At 39.1% G+C, this 18,162-nt stretch carries 15 protein-coding genes; 6 read left to right on the top strand and 9 right to left on the bottom strand.

Going from position 1 to position 18,162, the window contains the following annotated elements:
• Positions 1–180 precede the first annotated feature (180 nt).
• The 3 genes from typA to ACORJQ_RS00615 all read right to left on the bottom strand — a co-directional run bounded on the left by typA (position 181) and on the right by ACORJQ_RS00615 (position 3,320).
• Positions 181–2,001, bottom strand: coding sequence for a translational GTPase TypA (gene typA, locus ACORJQ_RS00625; RefSeq protein WP_321325072.1), 1,821 nt, complete (start codon positions 1,999–2,001; stop codon positions 181–183).
• 238 nt (positions 2,002–2,239) lie between these two features.
• The gene (locus ACORJQ_RS00620; RefSeq protein WP_321325071.1) at positions 2,240–2,761 is read right to left on the bottom strand and encodes a DUF6691 family protein; all 522 of its coding nucleotides are present in this window, start codon (positions 2,759–2,761) and stop codon (positions 2,240–2,242) included.
• Between the two features lie 70 nt (positions 2,762–2,831).
• Complete coding sequence (locus tag ACORJQ_RS00615) at positions 2,832–3,320, bottom strand: YeeE/YedE family protein (protein WP_321325069.1); 489 nt, start codon at positions 3,318–3,320, stop codon at positions 2,832–2,834.
• 277 nt (positions 3,321–3,597) lie between these two features.
• Between ACORJQ_RS00615 and ACORJQ_RS00610 the strand changes: the two genes are divergently transcribed.
• Positions 3,598–3,816 carry a YjfB family protein gene (locus ACORJQ_RS00610; protein ID WP_321325068.1) on the top strand — a complete coding sequence of 73 codons (219 nt, stop codon included), beginning with the start codon at positions 3,598–3,600 and terminating at the stop codon, positions 3,814–3,816.
• Between the two features lie 122 nt (positions 3,817–3,938).
• On the opposite strand, the gene metH is transcribed toward ACORJQ_RS00610, so the two are convergent.
• Positions 3,939–7,649, bottom strand: coding sequence for a methionine synthase (gene metH / locus ACORJQ_RS00605; protein ID WP_321325067.1), 3,711 nt, complete (start codon positions 7,647–7,649; stop codon positions 3,939–3,941).
• 264 nt (positions 7,650–7,913) lie between these two features.
• Between metH and trmA the strand changes: the two genes are divergently transcribed.
• From trmA to ACORJQ_RS00590, 3 genes are all read left to right on the top strand, one after another.
• Positions 7,914–9,011, top strand: coding sequence for a tRNA (uridine(54)-C5)-methyltransferase TrmA (trmA, locus tag ACORJQ_RS00600; RefSeq protein WP_321325066.1), 1,098 nt, complete (start codon positions 7,914–7,916; stop codon positions 9,009–9,011).
• Positions 9,012–9,779 (top strand): sulfite exporter TauE/SafE family protein, encoded by a 768-nt coding sequence (locus tag ACORJQ_RS00595; RefSeq protein ID WP_321325065.1) that lies wholly within the window; start codon positions 9,012–9,014, stop codon positions 9,777–9,779.
• Between the two features lie 217 nt (positions 9,780–9,996).
• The gene (locus tag ACORJQ_RS00590) at positions 9,997–10,665 is read left to right on the top strand and encodes an MOSC domain-containing protein (RefSeq protein ID WP_321325064.1); all 669 of its coding nucleotides are present in this window, start codon (positions 9,997–9,999) and stop codon (positions 10,663–10,665) included.
• 117 nt (positions 10,666–10,782) lie between these two features.
• Here ACORJQ_RS00590 and ACORJQ_RS00585 read toward each other — a convergent pair whose 3' ends face one another.
• A complete protein-coding gene (locus ACORJQ_RS00585; protein ID WP_321325062.1) occupies positions 10,783–12,015 on the bottom strand; it encodes a TsoY family (seleno)protein in 1,233 nt (410 codons plus the stop codon).
• Between the two features lie 207 nt (positions 12,016–12,222).
• Positions 12,223–13,257 carry a DUF3616 domain-containing protein gene (locus ACORJQ_RS00580; RefSeq protein ID WP_321325061.1) on the bottom strand — a complete coding sequence of 345 codons (1,035 nt, stop codon included), beginning with the start codon at positions 13,255–13,257 and terminating at the stop codon, positions 12,223–12,225.
• Positions 13,258–13,431: 174 nt separating this feature from the next.
• Here ACORJQ_RS00580 and ACORJQ_RS00575 point away from each other — a divergent pair, with 174 nt between their 5' ends.
• Together ACORJQ_RS00575 and ACORJQ_RS00570 are read left to right on the top strand one after the other, a co-directional pair.
• Positions 13,432–14,292 carry a tRNA 2-thiocytidine biosynthesis TtcA family protein gene (locus ACORJQ_RS00575; RefSeq protein ID WP_420719564.1) on the top strand — a complete coding sequence of 287 codons (861 nt, stop codon included), beginning with the start codon at positions 13,432–13,434 and terminating at the stop codon, positions 14,290–14,292.
• Complete coding sequence (locus ACORJQ_RS00570) at positions 14,293–15,222, top strand: lysophospholipid acyltransferase family protein (protein ID WP_321325059.1); 930 nt, start codon at positions 14,293–14,295, stop codon at positions 15,220–15,222. It begins immediately after the preceding gene.
• Positions 15,223–15,299: 77 nt separating this feature from the next.
• Here the strand turns inward: ACORJQ_RS00570 and ACORJQ_RS00565 are convergent, their stop codons facing one another.
• The 3 genes from ACORJQ_RS00565 to ACORJQ_RS00555 form a co-directional block, all read right to left on the bottom strand.
• Positions 15,300–16,181, bottom strand: a complete 882-nt coding sequence (locus ACORJQ_RS00565; RefSeq protein ID WP_321325057.1) for an alpha/beta hydrolase — start codon at positions 16,179–16,181, stop codon at positions 15,300–15,302.
• Positions 16,182–16,315: 134 nt separating this feature from the next.
• Entirely contained in the window at positions 16,316–17,242 is a 927-nt protein-coding gene (locus ACORJQ_RS00560) for a DMT family transporter (protein WP_321325055.1), read from the bottom strand.
• 216 nt (positions 17,243–17,458) lie between these two features.
• Complete coding sequence (locus tag ACORJQ_RS00555) at positions 17,459–17,734, bottom strand: hypothetical protein (RefSeq protein WP_321325054.1); 276 nt, start codon at positions 17,732–17,734, stop codon at positions 17,459–17,461.
• Positions 17,735–18,162 lie beyond the last annotated feature (428 nt).

Below are 18,162 nucleotides of genomic sequence, written 5' to 3'. Positions count from 1 at the left end.
TTCATTTTATCATTACCGCAAATAGGGTTTGTAGTTTTACTATTTAGCTTCTATTTAGTGTCGACTATTTAACGTCATTAAATATATTTACCAGGCCTGGTAAAACAGTTTTTTCAAAGAATTTTTAGCAAAAAAAAAGGCCTCAAATATGAGGCCTTTTTCAGTCTAAGTGATAAAAACTTACTTAGAACGTCCTGCACGCTTACGTTCATTTTCTGTAAGAAGTTTCTTACGGATACGAACGCTTTCAGGTGTTACTTCAACTAGCTCATCATCGTCAATGAATTCAAGTGCTTGCTCAAGCGAGAAGCGAATTGGTGGTGTTAATGTTAACGCTTCATCTGTACCAGAAGCACGCATGTTAGTTAACTGCTTACCTTTAACAGGGTTAACGGTTAAGTCATTTGCACGGCTGTGCAGACCAATAACCATACCTTCATATACTTCTTCACCGTGTCCAACATATAAGCGACCACGATCCTGTAAGTTAAATAAAGAGAACGCTAGTGCTTTACCTTTTTCCATAGAAATTAGTACACCACGTGTTCTTTCACCTAAAGTACCCGTAAATTTAGGACCATAATGAGAGAAACTTGAGAAGATTAAACCTTCACCCTGAGTCGCAGTCATAAATTCTGTACGGTAACCAATCAAACCACGTGAAGGGATAATAAAGTCAATACGTACACGGCCATGTCCGTCTGGAACCATGTCTTGCATTTCAGCTTTACGAAGACCTAAACCTTCCATAACCGTACCTTGAGCAAATTCAGGTACATCAACGGTTAGGGTTTCATAAGGTTCTTGAGTTTCACCATCTATTTCACGGAAGATAACTTCTGGACGAGAAATCCCCATCTCAAATCCTTCACGACGCATAGTTTCAATCAATACTGAAAGGTGAAGTTCACCACGACCAGAAACACGGAATTTGTTTGCATCATCTGTGTCTTCAACACGTAAAGCCACGTTAGTAATAAGTTCTTTTTCTAAACGCTCACGAATCTGACGAGATGTTAATAACTTACCTTCTTGACCAACAAACGGAGAGTCGTTAACTTGGAAAGTCATGCTTACAGTCGGCTGGTCAACGGTTAGAGCAGGAAGTGCTTCAGGGTGGTTAGGATCACATAAAGTATCAGAGATGTTTAGTGGATCTAAACCTGAGAATGCAACGATATCACCTGCGTGAGCTTCATCAACATTAATACGCTCAAGACCCATGTAACCAAAGATTTCACCAATCTTACCTTTACGCTGTTCACCTTTAGCATCAACAATAACAACTGGCATACCCACTTGAGCAGCACCACGTTTGATACGTCCTGTACCAATAACACCTTTGTAGTTATCGTAGTCTAGAGAGATACACTGAAGCTGGAAAGGTCCTGCTATATCAACATCTGGAGCCGGAACTTTATCAACAATAGTTTCAAAAACTGGCTGCATGTCACCTTCGCGAACATCTTCTTCAAAACCAGCAAAACCATTTAAACCAGAAGCGTAGATAACATCAAAGTCCATCTGCTCATCGGTTGCACCTAAACGGTCAAACAAATCAAACGTTTGGTCAAGTACCCAATCAGGACGAGCACCAGGACGGTCGATTTTGTTGATAACAACAATTGGCTTTAAACCTTGTGCTAACGCTTTAGACGTTACAAAACGTGTTTGAGGCATTGGCCCTTCAACAGAGTCAACAAGTAGTAAAACTGAGTCAACCATAGATAGAATACGTTCTACTTCACCACCAAAGTCGGCGTGGCCCGGAGTATCTACGATATTGATACGGTAACCGTTCCAGTTTACTGCGGTGTTTTTAGAAAGGATGGTAATTCCACGTTCCTTTTCTAAGTCGTTCGAGTCCATGACACGGTCGCCCAAGTCTTTACGAACATCGTCAAATGTTCCAGACTGCTGTAGTAATTGGTCAACCAGGGTGGTTTTTCCGTGGTCAACGTGGGCAATAATCGCAACATTGCGAATGTGATCCGTTTTCATGGCTCGCTCTCTATCTAGGGGTAGTGGCAAAATAGCAGTGATTTCACTGGCTTATTGTCCGCTAAGAATTTGAAAAAGAAGGTATTATAATGAAATTAAAAGGAATTTATAGCTTATTGATGAATTTTATTACATGCACGAACAACATATAACTAAAAATGGCTAAGAAAGTGAGCGTAAAAGAGAGGTATTTTAAATAAAACCAATGGCTTTAAAATGGTAAAGCCAATTTAGCGGTTTAATCTTTAAAAGTGTCCGAGTAACTTTTGTTATGGGCAATAAAACTCTGTAAAACACCATACGCCATCGTGCCTAAAAGCAATCCAATAAAGGTAAAAACAGCACTTATTTTACCCTCGCCTAACATGGCAGGAACCGTACCTGGACAAGCTGCCGTCATTGCCCATCCAATCCCAAATAAAAAAGCTCCGGCAATCAATCCTTGTTGATAAGGTTTTTTAACAAAGTCCACCTCCATTCCGGTTGTTAATGCCAGAACATGGTATTTTTTCATTAAATAGACCCCAATTATAGCAACCACAACAGCAGTTCCTATTACCTTCATGAGCTGCATATCAATAAATAAAAACATTTTTGCATGATAATCAAATGTGGTTGCCCCCGCATGACTCATTAAAAAACCAAAGATTGCTCCCATCAATAAACCCAGAATATTGGCACGGTAAGCATATCCAAAAGAGATGAGTGTTAATTTGATGCTTTTGAATATAGGTAAGTTATGTGTGCTTTCTTTTTTCATTTTTATTCTTCTTTTTCTAGCATGTTTTATATATGGCTAAGATATTTGGCTAAATTAAACGGGCAAAAGGTTAGGTTCCAAATAGCAGGCGAGTGGTTATAAACGCACTCATGAAAAATACCGCACCCGCTAAAAGACTAGGCGGGTTTAACATCGCTCCACCGACCAATGCATGCCCTGTAGTACAAGCCCCCGCTAGTCGGGCTCCAAAACCTAATAACATACCGCCAAAAATCAACCATAGTGCTTTAGCTGCATCTGAATTCGGCAAAATTTGTTCATACATGCCCATATCAAAACTAAAATGCCACGGTTCTGGTGAACTCATCGCACTCAAAAACCCACCAATAGGAATACCAATTAAAAACCAAAGCTTAGGATTGTTTTTATGGCGATATTCTCCTTCATGGTAATAACTCATGTTTTTACATATATATCCGCACACATTTCCGTAGCCCGTTGAGCAACCAGCAGGTTTACCAATAAGCCAAAAATGCAAAATAACAAATAAACCAATTGCCAGGCCCGCTAACCATCCAGACCAAACTGTAATTTCCATGTCACCAAACCCTTAAGAATCTTAATTTAAAGACTATTGTTCAACCTTTTAATAACCGAGTCAAAACAGGGTTTTTATTAGGTCGATAAGTAAGTCTTATTGAGGTCAGAAATAATCTTTATATCTATATGAGTGTATTTATATAATATATTGATAATAAAGAATAAATTGTTAATTCTGTGTGTTGAATATACTACTTGATATTTTTTAGTCTTAAAAGCATATAAATTAAAAGTCTGCTATATTGAATTTATAAAGATTTATAGGAATAAAAATCATGGATATTTCTAATGTTTCGGTTAATGGTGCTGTCAGTGCGGTATTGGCACAAAAAGAAGTGTATAACCAAGAGCAAGTTAGTGTGGGTATGTTAAAAAAAGCCTTAGACACTCAAACTCAAAGTGCCTTAGCCTTAATAGAGTCTATTCCGCAAATAACACCAACTACACAAGGTTTACCAGCTAATTTAGGGAATAATATCAACACTACTGCTTAATTTTGATAGGCGTTCAGCGTTTTACCAGGCCTGGTAATTTATAGAATTGGTTGCCCATAAAAGCAAAAAGCCTAAGAAATGATTTCTTAGGCTTTTTTAGTTTTAAGACGTTGAAAATTGCTTTAGTTTGCAAAATCTTCTGGGTCATATCCAAGATTAGGAGCTAACCATTTTTCAGTTTCTTCGATTGACCAGCCTTTACGGTGGGCGTAGTCTTCTACTTGATCTCGACCGACTGATCCTACACCAAAGTAGCGAGATTCTGGGTGAGCAAAGTAGGTACCTGAAACGGCTGCCGTTGGGTACATCGCAAAACTGCTGGTAATCTCTAAGCCGATTTTTTCATCGGGTTTTAGAATTTCCCACAGAATACCTTTCTCGGTATGGTCTGGGCAAGCAGGGTAACCCGCGGCTGGGCGAATCCCTTGGTAACGTTCTTTAATGAGGTCTTCGTTTTCTAAGGCTTCATCTGGCGCATAACCCCAATCTTCTTTACGCACAATCTCATGCAAGGTTTCGGCAAAGGCTTCAGCAAAACGGTCGGCCAGAGCTTTAAGCATAATCGATTGATAGTCATCGTGATTGGCTTCAAAACGGTCGGTGTGTTCATCAATACCAATACCTGCAGTCACGGCAAACAAACCAATATAGTCGGCTACACCAGATTCTTTTGATGCCACAAAATCAGAAAGACAGTTATTGGCACCACCTCGTTTTTTCTCAGCCTGTTGGCGAATATGGTGGAAGGTGTGAATGACTTCAGAGCGACTTTCATCGGCATAGATTTCAATATCATCGCCCACGCGGTTTGCTGGGTAAAAACCGTAAACAGCTTTTGCCGTTAACCATTTCTCTTCAATGATTTGTTTCAACATGACTTGTGCGTCAGCAAAGACTTTTTTGGCTTCTTCACCGACCACTTTGTCGTCTAAGATGCGTGGGTAAAGGCCGTGCAATTCCCAAGATTGGAAGAAAGGCGACCAATCAAAACGTTCCACTAGGGTTTCTAGCGGAAAGTCTTCTAATACCTTGGTGCCTAAAAACTTAGGTTTAACTGGCGTGTAATTTTCCCAGGCCTGGTCAGTTAATGCTGGGTTTTCACGGGCTTTGTTAATTGGGATTCGACGTACTTCTTTAGCACGAGCTTTACGTTCTTCACGCACTTGTTCATATTCCGCACGAATCTTATCGGCAAAGTCGCCTTTTAAATCGGCAGAAATTAAACTTTGAGCCACACCTACAGCACGAGAGGCGTCTTTAACATACACCACAGGATGCTCATATTGTGGTTCAATTTTAACCGCGGTGTGTGCCTTTGAGGTGGTAGCTCCACCAATTAACAACGGTAAGTCCATGCCGCGTTCTTTCATTAACTTGGCCACATTCACCATCTCTTCTAAAGATGGGGTGATTAGCCCTGAAAGACCGATAACATTCGCACCTTCTGCAATAGCGGTGTCTAAGATTTTCTCGGCAGGTACCATTACGCCAAGATCAATGACTTCAAAGTTATTACACTGCAGAACCACGCCTACAATGTTTTTACCAATATCATGAACGTCACCTTTTACGGTGGCCATAACAATTTTACCCTGCACACGAGTCGAATCTTTTTCGGCTAGAAGGAATGGATCAAGATAGGCTACGGCACGTTTCATAACACGGGCCGATTTAACCACTTGCGGTAAGAACATTTTACCTGAACCGAATAAGTCACCCACCACGTTCATGCCGTCCATTAATGGACCTTCAATCACGTTAATGGGTGCCCCTAATTTTAAGCGAGCTTCTTCGGTGTCTTCTTCAATAAAGTCGGTAATCCCTTTTACCAAAGAGTGCTCTAAACGTTTTTCTACTGAGGCTTCACGCCATGATAAATCTGCGACTTTAGAGGCGGCAGAGCCGTCACCCAAGAACTCGGCGGCAATGTCTAATAAACGTTCACCCGCTTCTGGGTCTTTGTTCATAATGACGTCTTCTACGGCAATGCGTAGTTTCTCTGGTAGGTCATCGTAAATCGCCATTTGCCCGGCGTTTACAATCCCCATGTCCATGCCTTCTTTAATGGCGTAGTACAAAAATACCGAGTGAATCGCTTCACGCACCGGGTTATTACCACGGAAAGAGAAGGAGACGTTAGAAACACCACCTGAGATTTTGGCGTAAGGTAAGTTGGCTTTAATCCAAGTGACGGCGTTAATAAAATCTAAACCGTAGTTGTTGTGTTCTTCAATACCGGTAGCTACTGCAAAGATATTTGGGTCAAAAATAATGTCTTGCGGTAAAAAGCCGACCTTTTGAGTTAACACCTCATAAGAGCGTTTACAGATTTCGATTTTACGCTCTAAGGTATCGGCCTGACCGTCTTCGTCAAACGCCATAACAATCGCCGCCGCACCGTATTTTTTAACTAGGGTGGCGTGTTTAATAAAGGCTTCTTCACCCTCTTTAAGTGAGATGGAGTTAACCACGCCTTTACCTTGAATACACTTTAAGCCCGCTTCAATGACTTCAAACTTAGAGGAGTCGATCATAATCGGTACACGAGACGCTTCAGGTTCTGAGGCCAGTAGGTTTAAGAAACGCACCATGCACGCTTTGGCATCCAGCATCCCTTCGTCCATATTGACATCGATGATTTGTGCTCCATCTTCCACTTGCTTAACGGCAATGTTAATGGCATCGTCGTAGTTTTCTTCTATGATTAAACGTTTGAATAGAGCAGAACCGGTGACATTGTTACGTTCACCGACGTTAACAAATAGGCTCTCTTCATCAATATTTAACGGCTCTAAGCCCGATAAACGACAGGCTGGTTTAACTTCTGGAAGTGCACGTGCTGGGTGTTTTAAAGCCGCTTCTGCCATGGCTTGTACGTGGTCAGGTGTGGTTCCACAACAGCCACCAATAATATTGATCCAACCACGATCTGCCCAAACGGCAATCTCTTCGGCCATTTGCTCTGGAGTTTCATCGTATTCACCAAATTCATTTGGCAGGCCAGCATTTGGGTGAATAGAAACATAGCTTTCACAAACACGGCTTAGTTCTTGCACGTAAGGGCGTAATTCTTGTGGCCCTAATGCACAGTTTAAACCGACGGATAAAGGTTCGGCATGGGCAACTGCATTGTAAAACGCTTCGGTGGTTTGACCTGATAATGTACGGCCAGAAGCATCGGTAATCGTGCCTGAAAGCTGAATAGGTACTTCATAACCGACTTCATCTTCCACCTCTTTTACCGCAAAAATGGCCGCTTTGGCGTTAAGCGTATCAAAGATGGTTTCAATCAGAATGGTGTCTACACCACCTTCTAAAAGTGCGTGAGTGGCTTGTTTGTAGGCAACAACGAGTTCATCAAATGAGGTATTACGGTAACCTGGATCGTTTACATCAGGTGAGATTGAGGCGGTACGGTTTGTTGGCCCTAAAACACCCGTAACAAAACGTGGTTTACCGTCTTCGGCTTCAGCAATGTCACAAGCTTCACGTGCCACTTTAGCCGCGGCGATATTAATTTCGGTAACATGCTCTTGCATGTCGTAATCAGCTTGGGCAATAGTGGTGGCGTTAAAGGTGTTGGTTTCAAGAATATCCGCACCGTTACGCAAAAACGATAGGTGAATCTCACGAATTACGTCAGGTTTGGTAATGACTAAGATGTCATTATTGCCTTTGATGTCCATGTGATAGTCGGCAAAACGCGTTCCTCTAAAGTCTTCTTCGGTAAGATTCAGGTTTTGAATCATGGTGCCCATAGCCCCATCAAGAACTACTACACGTTCTTTAAGAAGGTTACGAAGAGTTTGAATGCGTTCTGTACGATTAGTCATAAATTTGCCGTTTGATTACGTTAGTTTAATTGCGTTACATGAATTTCTAAGAACCGCACATTTTACCCGATTTAAATATCAATCACTAATTTAGAATGGCAATTTAATATAAATAAATAAGCAAAATCTAATATTTTGAAAGGGCGATAAAAGTATGGAATTATTAAGGTTTTATGAGCATTGGTTTAAGAGGATATCTAGTTTGCAGTGAATCAAGTATAATTGCCGCTCTTTTTTACTTATCTCAACATAAAGCTTTAGATTATGCTCTGCCAAGTTTTTCCTGAACAATATGATAGCCAATTAGCCGATAAAGTAGCTAGACTCAATCAACTACTTCCAGAACCTGCTTTAAACAAACCACAAACCGTGTTTGCATCAAGCCCAAAACATTACCGTGCTCGTGCTGAGTTTAGAATTTGGCATGAAGGTGATGAGTCTGACTACATTATGTTTGACCAGGAAACCAAAGAGAAGGTAGCAATTAAAGAGTGCCCAATGGCGATAGAGTCGATTGCTGATCTAATGCCTAAATTGATGGCTGAAATCACCCAGAAGCCCGTTCTGCGTGAACGTCTATTTCAGGTAGATTTTTTAGCGACCTTGAGCGGACAGATGTTGGTGACGTTGATTTATCGCAAATCTATTAAAGAAGACCAGGCCTGGTTAAATGCAGCAAATGCTTTAAAAAACAGTTTACCCATTACCCATATCATCGGCCGAGCTCGTAAACAAAAGATTTTATTAGATGAAGAGTTTGTGGTTGAAGAGCTGCAAGTAGATGGTAAGACATTTATCTATCAGCAAATAGAAAATAGCTTTACTCAGCCTAACGCCAAAATGGCTCAAAATATGTTGCATTGGGCTCGCAAAATGTCGGCTGATGCAGAAGGGGATTTGATTGAACTTTATTGCGGAAATGGCAACTTTTCAATTGCGTTAAGTGAGCATTACAACCGTGTATTGGCAACTGAAATATCAAAAACCTCGGTGGCTTCAGCACAATACAATATTGCCGCTAACCAAATAGAAAATGTTACCGTCATTAAGATGGCGGCTGAAGAGATTAGTGCCGCTTTACAAGGCCAAGAGTTTTTTAGATTAAAAGATATTGATTTAAAGAGCTATGATTTTAAGACTATTTTTGTGGATCCACCACGCTCTGGATTGGATGATTTAACTCGCAAAATGGTCACCGAATTTGAACGCATTATTTATATCTCTTGCAATCCAGAAACACTGGCGATTGATTTAGAGTCGATTCAGAAAACCCATGATATTGTTGAAACAGCGCTGTTTGACCAATTTCCGTATACTCATCACATTGAATCTGGTGTGTTTTTAAAAAGAAAGGAAAAGTAGATGATTTTAGCTTGGATTGGTGCCTTATTTATTGGCTTAACACTTGGTTTATTAGGTTCTGGTGGATCTATTTTAACGGTACCAGTATTAACCTATCTTGTAGGACAAGAGACCAAAGTTGCTATTGCCAGCTCTTTAATTATTGTGGGAATTATTAGTATTTTTTCAGCGATTCCTTATGCACGTCAAAAATTAGTTAAATGGCGTACCGTGGTTATTTTTGGTGTGCCAGGTATGGCGGGTGCGGTGTTTGGTGCTTGGTTGGCTCACTATGTGAGTGATGCATTGCAAATGTTGATTTTTGCAGGGCTCATGATTGTGGCTTCTTATTTAATGTTTAAACCAGTAAAACTCGATGCAGAAGAAATGGAGCAAGAAGAGCGAGCCATTTACAAGATTGCTTTAGATGGATTTGTTGTTGGCGGAATAACAGGCCTGGTTGGTGTGGGCGGTGGTTTCTTAATTATTCCTGCGTTGGTTTTATTAGGTGGTTTGTCTATGCGTTTGGCAGTAGGCACCAGTTTGGTGATTATTGCTTTTAAATCATTTGCAGGTTTCTTAGAGTATTTACATGTTTTACAAGAAATGCAATTAAGTGTGGACTGGCAAATTATTGGCCTATTTTCAATTATAGGTGTTGTTGGTGGCTGGTTAGGGCACAAAATTAGTAGCAAGATTAATCAACACCATTTAAAGCGCGGTTTTGCTGTGTTTTTAGTGTTAATGGGGGCGTTTATTCTTTATAAAAACGTGCCAACGCTTTTTTAATATTTAAAGATTTTAATTAAAATTAAAAATTTAAAAATAAATTAACCAACTACTTATCGCTTTTTGCTATTGTTTGGTTTTTATTTTGGCTTTACCAATTTACCTCTCTTATTTGAGGCTTTTACAGGCCTGGCATGTCCTGTGGCTATATTTGTAGTGTGAGCACAGGGTAAATTGATAAAATTGTGGTTTGCGAGTTTTGCATAAAGGAATCTGTATGCGAATTGTGTCACTAAATATTGGAAAAAAGATTGAACAGCCTTGGCGTTCAGGTACGCAGACGGCTATTCATAAAACCGCCATTCAAGATAAGGTTTGGATAGGCGAAAACGGTTTAGAAGGTGATGAACAAGCTGATTTGAAAAATCACGGTGGTAAAGATAAAGCCGTTTTGGTTTTGCCTTGTAATGCTTATCAACGTTTTGAAATCTCACACCCTTATGGTTTTTTAGGTGAAAACCTGAGTATTAGTGATGTAGATGAAGCCGAAATTTGTTTGGGTGATCGTTTACAAATTGGCTCGGTTTTACTTGAAGTGTCTCAACCACGTTCACCTTGTTGGAAGCTTGATGCTCAAGCTACGCAGGATTCTAAATGGCAAGCAGGTGAGTTTTTAAAAGTCTATAGTGACAGTGGTAGAGTTGGTTTTTATTGCCGTGTATTGGGTCAAGGTTGGTTGCAAGAAAAACAGTCCGTAAGATGGCTAACCCGTAATGAAGAGCAAGAGAAGAAGTATCCTAAAATTTGTATTAAAGACCTGTTTTTAGCCAAGCAACATTCTAGTGATAAAGCGTCTAAAAAAATCCTCAAAGAGGCGATAAAACATCCAGCACTTTCAGAAGCGTGGCGTTTAAATATTCAAAAGAATTTAGATAAAAAGGTTTAAGATTAATACTCGATCATAGTGATTACATAGTTAAAACAGCCTAATAAAAAGGCCCGCTGAGCATAGTTTTTCTCAGCGGGCCTTTTTTATACACAAACGTTAGGTTTGGTTATTACATTAAGCTAATGCATGTTGTGGTAACTGTCTTAGCTGTTTAAAGTCAAAACGTAAAAAGTTATTTTGCTTTAGCAATTTAAAGAGTAAGAAAATGGTTGCTAACTGCAAAGCGATCATCGGTATCCACATAATAAAGTAGCTCGTGCTGCCGTGAGTCACAATGCCTGTATGCACCATACCAATTGAAAGCCACAATACCATTTGCACCTCTAAGGCAAAGCCAGGGCAAACCATTGCTAAAGCACCGGCATCAGTTTGATTGTTGTTTAAGGCTTTAAAAAAACCTTTTTGACGCATCGCTTGCAAGGCAAACAGACCTATTAAAATAGAAACACCAACCCCAACAGTAAATAACACTAAGTGATAAGTGGTGTTTCTTTCTAAATCTAAAGTATGCATCGTGCCAATATCCGCACGGTAAGAGGCAACTATTAACATGGCAATAACGGTAACAGGTATCAATAAAGTTACCGTTGCTTTTGCATCAATACCATGTTCAAAGATCGACTTGAATCCTAATACAAATTTTAAGGTTGATAAAATCAGCGTTAGACCAATTACAATATAGGCTAAAGACGTCCCAATAAAGGCAATTTCTGGAATTTTAGAAAAACTTAAAGCCCCAAATCCTACCCCTATCATGCCAAATGAAAACAGTGCTAACAGCTGTGATAAATTGGCATTTTGAATAAAGTCTAACTCACCATCAATTAGGCGTAAGAAATATTTACTAAAGATTCTTAATGCCAAATAAAAGACCGCTGCAAAATACAATCCTGCCATCATAAACAGTGGGTCAATTAATTGCATTTGCATGCCTAGTATATTAATTGGATTGAATAGGCCTGGTATAAATAAAGCACCTAAAATAAAGAACACATTCATCGTCATGGTCAAGGTCAGCGGGATGGCCATTAACTGAACTTCACGGTTTGAGTTTACTACCTCTTGATATTCTGTGGTTTTTCTATAGATGTTAAAACCTCTAAACCATCGGCTTAATAATACAAAATGTAAAATTGCCGCCCCAACTGCTCCCACAATATAGGTTTGAATAAAAAGTGATAGTGTGTCCACTTGACCAATGTGATTGGTCATTAAGGTATCAAAATCAACAAAGACTTTGCCAGGATGAACCGTCATATAATTAATGGCGAAGAAAAATGAAGCTGTCATACCCGCTGCACCGAGTGCGGCCAAAATATGGAGTATTTCAAATTTTTTAGAATTCATGGGATAACCCCTGTTTTAAGATATAAGTTTAATTAATAACTAATTAAGTTTATTTAATTACGGAGGCTAGTATATAAATAAATACCAATATTGTAAATGTAAAATTATTACATTTATTTTAAGGGGTTGTTTTTTTACGCGTATTTATATGGGATTGGTCACTGACATTTATTGCTTGAAAGGGTTTCGAAACAAGTTTTTTGAGTTTTAATGAACAAGGTTGCAGCTAAATAATGTTGGTTTTCCATTAGGAATGCCATCAAATACTATTAAAAAATCAATAGATTGACCTGTTTGGTGAATAAATTGAATACCTTCTGCTTTACCATTTTGAGTGAATGATGAGGGTAAGTCACATAAAGGTTTAAAAGCGTTTTTTGCATCTGAATCTGAACCTCGTAAGGCGTTTTTGCCATTCCAAACGGAGACTTGATAAGGTAGAGGTTGATCTCCCACGGCACCGGTTAATACTAAAAATTGTTGCGATTGATCGGTTTCTGATAAGCCTCTAATGCCTGTGCCAATGGTTTGTATAAATAGCTGTTTGGATGACTTAATTTTGAAGGCCTTTTTAGCCAGCTTAATTCTTAAAACAGTAGCAATATTGCCACGCAAAACAGGGCCTCTAAAGCCTACTAATAAACGGCCTTTTTGATCAATGGCTAACCCTTCTAAATCAATTCCATTCTCTTTACTTGGAATACCCACAAAGGATTTTAAGATTGGGTCATTTTTAATGATCTCTTGCAATGAAAGGCTTTGAATTTCTTTTGCTTGAGCATTTTTATCTAATTTAATCCTAAACAGTTGTTGTCTAGCTGGCTCTAAGCTCGTTTGATTAAGGCGTTCTTGGTTTTCTTTTTGTGTTTTATTTGTTTTGAGTTTTTTGCGTTTAGCACTATGTGACCCTAAAGCATATAAGTAGGGTGCTTGCCAGGCGAGGGCTTCGATATCAATTTCATCACTATTATTGGTTAAGGTAATAACAGAGTGGCTTGCCCAATGCTGAGAATCGCTAGATTGTAAAATCTGTATTTGATTACCTTCATCTGTGGCCAATGCCATAAATGAATACGGCAACGCAATCCCACTAATATTGAGATTATCAATTTGTAATGAGTTGGTTATTAGTTTTTCCTTAGTAATAGGCTTAGCAATTGGATTTTCAGTGTTATTGCTTGAGTAACTCGTATTGCTAAAAAGTAACATTAGGCAAGAACATGTAATGATAAATAAACGCATTTAGCCTCACTAAAGAAAAATAGAATCAGAATACTTAGAATTTTAGCTCACAAACCATCAGTAACCATGACATTCATGAACTTATTTTAAGTTATTTTGGGAATCGACTTTGGCACGTGTAAAATAGGCCAACTAACGAACAATTAACGAACAATAAGCAATGTGATAACCGTAATGACACAGACCGTAATTCAAAACGAAACAGCGACTAAACTCAGCAAAAAAGAACGCACCAAAGATTGGATTAAACCTCCAAAGTCTATTATGAAACTGGTGGGTAGAGCGATGGCTCAATACAGAATGCTTAGAGATGGTGACCGAGTATTATTAGGTTTGTCAGGTGGTAAAGACTCAATGGCTTTATTGGTGATTTTAAAACACCTACAACGCCATGCACCAGTTAAGTTTGAATTGGCGGCTTGTACGATTGACCCAGAAATACCAGGCTTTGACCCTTCTCCGCTTAAAGAGTGGTGTGCCAAAATGGAAGTACCGTATTTTTATGAAAGTGAAGATATGGTTGGTTTGGCAGAAGAGCGAATGAAAGGTGACTCTTTTTGCAGTTTTTGTGCTCGTCAAAAACGAGGTATTTTATATACCGTTTGCCGTAGAGAAAATTACAACGTTTTGGCGTTAGCACAACATTTAGATGATTTGGCCGAAAGTTTTATTATGTCTGCCTTTAATGCCGGCCAACTGCGTACCATGAAAGCCCACTATTTAAATGATGATGAAGATGTGCGCATTATTCGCCCATTGGTAAGAGTGCGTGAAAATCAAACTCGTGATTTTGCGATTGCAGCTGAACTGCCAGTGATAGAAGACAACTGCCCGGCTTGTTACGCTAAACCACAAGCTCGTGCTGAAACCAAAGAATTGTTATTGGCTCAAGAGCAAAAAAATAAACATCTTTATGCTAACCTCTGGCGAGCTATGCAACCCTTAATTGCTGATGATAATCATGAAGGTCAGGCGGATTTAACGGCGATGACAACCGATAAATCAAATGAACAAACAGATGAGATAGACTTGTAAATGAGTAAACAATCAGCACAACCTCAAAATCAGCAGGCCTGGTTAGGCGGCTTATTAAAAGGTATTGTTAAGCTATTAAGCTGGATGCCTTTACGTCTCAACCATGCACTAGGTTCTGCTTTGGGTTCTCTTTTTTACTGGATTCCCAACAGTAATCGTCGCATCGCATTAATTAATATTCAGCAAGTTTATCCTGAGCTAAGCTCTGAACAGCAAAAAGCGATGCTTAAAGCGAATTTAAAACAGACCGCAAAAGCCTTTTTAGAGCTAGGGCCTGCCTGGTATTGGTCAAGCGAGAAACTGTTTGACAAAATTGTAGAAATTAAAGGCAAAGAGCTGGTTGATCAAGCAATGGCTAAAGAAAAAGGCGTTGTTTTTTTAGGACCGCACATTGGTTCTTGGGAATTGATTGCTACTTATCTTTCGGTGCTTTATCCATCGACTATTCTTTATCGTCCGCCTAATGTACCGTCTATTGAAGAGTTTATGGTTAACGCTAGGGGGCGATTTGGTGCGACTATGGTAGCTACTGATGGTCGCGGGGTGAGAAACTTAATGAAAGCCTTAAAAAATAAAGAAGTCACCGCTATATTGCCAGACCAAGACCCAGGTGAATCTGGAGGCGTGTATGCCCCATTTTTTGGCAGACCTGCCAGAACAATGACGTTGGTTAGCAAGCTACTGCAAAAAACCGACAGCGAATGTTTATTTGCCGTTATGCAACGTTTACCAAAAGGTGCGGGTTATGTTTTGCACTTTTTACCTGCCGATGAATGCATAGCGAGTGAAGATCCAGAAGTGGCAACCATTGCTTTAAATAAAGGAGTGGAACGGTGTATTGCCATTGCTCCAGAACAGTATTTATGGTCTTACAAACGTTACCGTAAACCACCGCAAGGTGTAGCGGATATATACAAAAACAAACCTTAATTGAGTTTTGAGGTTTTGTTTGGAATCAAGCAAAATGCAAAACGAATCTTAGTTTAAACCTCAGTATAAATCTTAGTTTAAACCTGCGTTTTAGATGGCTTTAGGTGTTTTGTAATAAAACGGTTAAGCGAACTAAAATGTTGTTCAATTTTATCTATCGAATCATGATCCGCATCGGGTATTTCTAAGCACTCAATATGCTCTTTTGGGGCTACATTGCAGAGCATATGGTGGTCGCTTAATGGAATCACTTTATCTGCATCACCATGAACTAATAAAGTCGGTTGGGTTATATTGGTTACGCTGGTTGAGGGTGCAATATCATCAAATTTATGACCAATTACCCATTGCACATAGTTTGAAATCAATTTTACCAGGCCTGGTATAACGTCTAGCTTTTTAAGATGTCTTTGCATCATAAGTTTTGGGTGCACAAAACTGGCTATAGCCACAAACATGTTGGCCTTCAACCCTTTTGCGGCAGCGAGCAAAGTAGCGGCGGCCCCAACTGAATGGCCTACTAGAATCAGTTGCCGACTCTTATTCGGTTTATTTTGCTTTAACCAATCTGCCCCTGACTGAATATCTTCAGCAAATTTAGGCATAGTGCTAACACCACGTTTTTGGCTATCTCCATGATTATGGGCATCCATAATTAATAGATTGTAACCCGAGTCATGAAAGGGTTTTGCCAAAGGTAGCATTAAGCTTTTATTTGCTCCCCAACCATGCATAAGTAACACGGTTGTATCACTTGGCTGATTGGAAGGAATCCACCAAGCTGAAAGTTGTGTTGCTTGATTACCTTTAAATTCAAAAGTATCAGCATTAAGACTGTAATCACTTGGCTTAACCTCATTGCTGAAGCGGGGTGCTCTAAAGCTCAAATGTATCGCGACGATAAACCCAACCAGTAATAATATAGGTAACAAAATACATAATAAAATTAGATAGAGCATGGTTGTATTGTGACCTTTAAAGTTCTGAAACAGTTAATTGTAAAAACATCGCAAAAATTATTGTTTTAATGCTTTTACCAGGCCTGGTATTCTCTGTTGTTAATATAGATTTGTCAGCACAGGGTAAATTAAATTTAAGCGATTTTATGTGCTGATTTTCGGTGCTGATTACGTCCATGTACGACCAAACCTAAACCGCTCAGCATTAACGCAGCCGCAATCATAAAAGTTAGATTAATCGGTTCGTTGATTAACCATATAGCACCAAATGCCGCAAAGAGTGGTACCAGTAATTGCGATGCTGATGCCATGCTGGATGAAATTTTAGGTAAGGCGGTGTACCACAAAATATAGCCCAAACCTGTGGTTACGCCACCAGAAATAATCGCCAAAACAAATCCTTTTGGAGTAATAAAGGCGTGTTCGGTAAACGATAAAATCAACAAACTAGCGATGGCCACCATTGGTAAGGTGCGATAAAAGTTAAAGGCACTGTCGGCTAATGGGTTAACGGATTTACGTCCGTTAATGGTGTAAAGCCCCCAAGTGTAGGCTGAAATAGTCATCATCACTAATCCCCACCAAGAGGGAGTGGCGAGTTTTGGATAAACTAAATACAGTAAACCCATTAACGCGAGTGCCACACCAATCCATTCTGCTAGATGCAATTTTTCACCGTTACGCACCGCGTGGCCCAAGATCGTTAGCTGCACGACTCCAGCCAACAACAGCGCTCCAGTTGCGGTACTAATAGAAACATAGCCGTAAGAAAAGGTAATAGTGTAAATAAACAAGATGATTGCGGCTTTCCAACTACCTTTACTGATGGGTTTTGCAGGTTGAGATAACCCCTTGTTTTGCTTTTTGGCTTTACGTACTGAAAACCAAGCCATCACCACAAATAAAACCAATGCTGCCGAACCTAATCGTAAACTCGTAAAACTCATAGGATCAATTAACTGATGATCTAAGGCCCAGCGACAAATGACCGCGTTAGCAGAAAACGCCACAATTGAAAAAAAAGTAAAAAGAGAAATTTGAAAAAGAGATTGGTTTGGCATTTTATTTAGGTGTTTTTGGATCGTTAAATTGAAAGAATTAAACTATTTTACGCAGAAAATGTAGCAACTGCTACACTTTTAAAAAAGATTTTAGCGTACCCTATCAAGGCTATGGAGAGGGGCTAATTTTGAAAAAGAATGAATGGTGTTGTTGAGAAGCCATTTATTGATATATCAATTGCAGAATCAAATCAAAAAGCCTCTCAATAACATCGTTTATTTCGCTGGTTTGTTATTTATTTTATCGTAGGTTTTATCCCAAGCTTTTACTTCACCTTCAAGAACTTGTCCGCCAGGGCCACCAGTAGTAACTTCGCTTTTTCCCCAACTGTTAAAACCTTGTTCCATTGCAGCACCAGATCCTTTTACATTCACCGGGCTTTGATCTTCTAATACCGTATTTTTAGTGTTTCCAGGGCTTATGATATCTTGAGCAAAAGCAGCTGAATTAAAAGCAATACCAAAAAGTAATATAATGAATTGTTTTTTCATAACGTTCTCCTATGAATAAGTCATGTCGTAAATTAGAAAGAACTATGAGTTTTTTTCGAACTCAATTTCACTATACGCCAAGAAATTAATTAAATTAATAGCCAATCATTAAATTTTATGCATATTCAGATTAAGTTCATCTTTATAACAATATGTATCAAAACTTTGACTGTTTTTAGCTTGTTTTTACTATTTACTACAGCCTACAAAAGCGATGTAAAGGCAAATCATTTGGATTAATGAATAATTAAAGACAATTAAAATGCCTGTTTATAAATCTAGGAATAGATAATGAATTTGATTTTTACCAGGCCTGGTAAATTTGAAAGTTGAATGCTTTTCTAAGCTGTTTAGAAGCCTTTTTATATACCTATATATCTTTAGTTTTAGTTATTAGGCTTCCCGTTACTCTTTTTGCTTGTCCAAAA

Origin of the sequence: Thiomicrorhabdus sp. (assembly GCF_963662555.1) — a bacterium.
Classification (GTDB): Bacteria; Pseudomonadota; Gammaproteobacteria; order Thiomicrospirales; family Thiomicrospiraceae; genus Thiomicrorhabdus.
This window is presented reverse-complemented; position numbering and strand designations above follow the sequence as displayed.

What these genes read in the sequence shown, in the direction of transcription:
- ACORJQ_RS00620 (WP_321325071.1), bottom strand. Translation starts at nt 2,761, where the DNA reads ATGAAAAAAGAAAGCACACATAACTTACCTATATTCAAAAGCATCAAA.
- ACORJQ_RS00615 (WP_321325069.1), bottom strand. Translation starts at nt 3,320, where the DNA reads ATGGAAATTACAGTTTGGTCTGGATGGTTAGCGGGCCTGGCAATTGGT.
- ACORJQ_RS00565 (WP_321325057.1), bottom strand. Translation starts at nt 16,181, where the DNA reads ATGCTCTATCTAATTTTATTATGTATTTTGTTACCTATATTATTACTG.
- ACORJQ_RS00580 (WP_321325061.1), bottom strand. Translation starts at nt 13,257, where the DNA reads ATGCGTTTATTTATCATTACATGTTCTTGCCTAATGTTACTTTTTAGC.
- ACORJQ_RS00585 (WP_321325062.1), bottom strand. Translation starts at nt 12,015, where the DNA reads ATGAATTCTAAAAAATTTGAAATACTCCATATTTTGGCCGCACTCGGT.
- trmA (WP_321325066.1), top strand. Translation starts at nt 7,914, where the DNA reads ATGCTCTGCCAAGTTTTTCCTGAACAATATGATAGCCAATTAGCCGAT.
- ACORJQ_RS00590 (WP_321325064.1), top strand. Translation starts at nt 9,997, where the DNA reads ATGCGAATTGTGTCACTAAATATTGGAAAAAAGATTGAACAGCCTTGG.
- ACORJQ_RS00555 (WP_321325054.1), bottom strand. Translation starts at nt 17,734, where the DNA reads ATGAAAAAACAATTCATTATATTACTTTTTGGTATTGCTTTTAATTCA.
- ACORJQ_RS00575 (WP_420719564.1), top strand. Translation starts at nt 13,432, where the DNA reads ATGACACAGACCGTAATTCAAAACGAAACAGCGACTAAACTCAGCAAA.
- metH (WP_321325067.1), bottom strand. Translation starts at nt 7,649, where the DNA reads ATGACTAATCGTACAGAACGCATTCAAACTCTTCGTAACCTTCTTAAA.
- ACORJQ_RS00610 (WP_321325068.1), top strand. Translation starts at nt 3,598, where the DNA reads ATGGATATTTCTAATGTTTCGGTTAATGGTGCTGTCAGTGCGGTATTG.
- typA (WP_321325072.1), bottom strand. Translation starts at nt 2,001, where the DNA reads ATGAAAACGGATCACATTCGCAATGTTGCGATTATTGCCCACGTTGAC.
- ACORJQ_RS00560 (WP_321325055.1), bottom strand. Translation starts at nt 17,242, where the DNA reads ATGCCAAACCAATCTCTTTTTCAAATTTCTCTTTTTACTTTTTTTTCA.
- ACORJQ_RS00570 (WP_321325059.1), top strand. Translation starts at nt 14,293, where the DNA reads ATGAGTAAACAATCAGCACAACCTCAAAATCAGCAGGCCTGGTTAGGC.
- ACORJQ_RS00595 (WP_321325065.1), top strand. Translation starts at nt 9,012, where the DNA reads ATGATTTTAGCTTGGATTGGTGCCTTATTTATTGGCTTAACACTTGGT.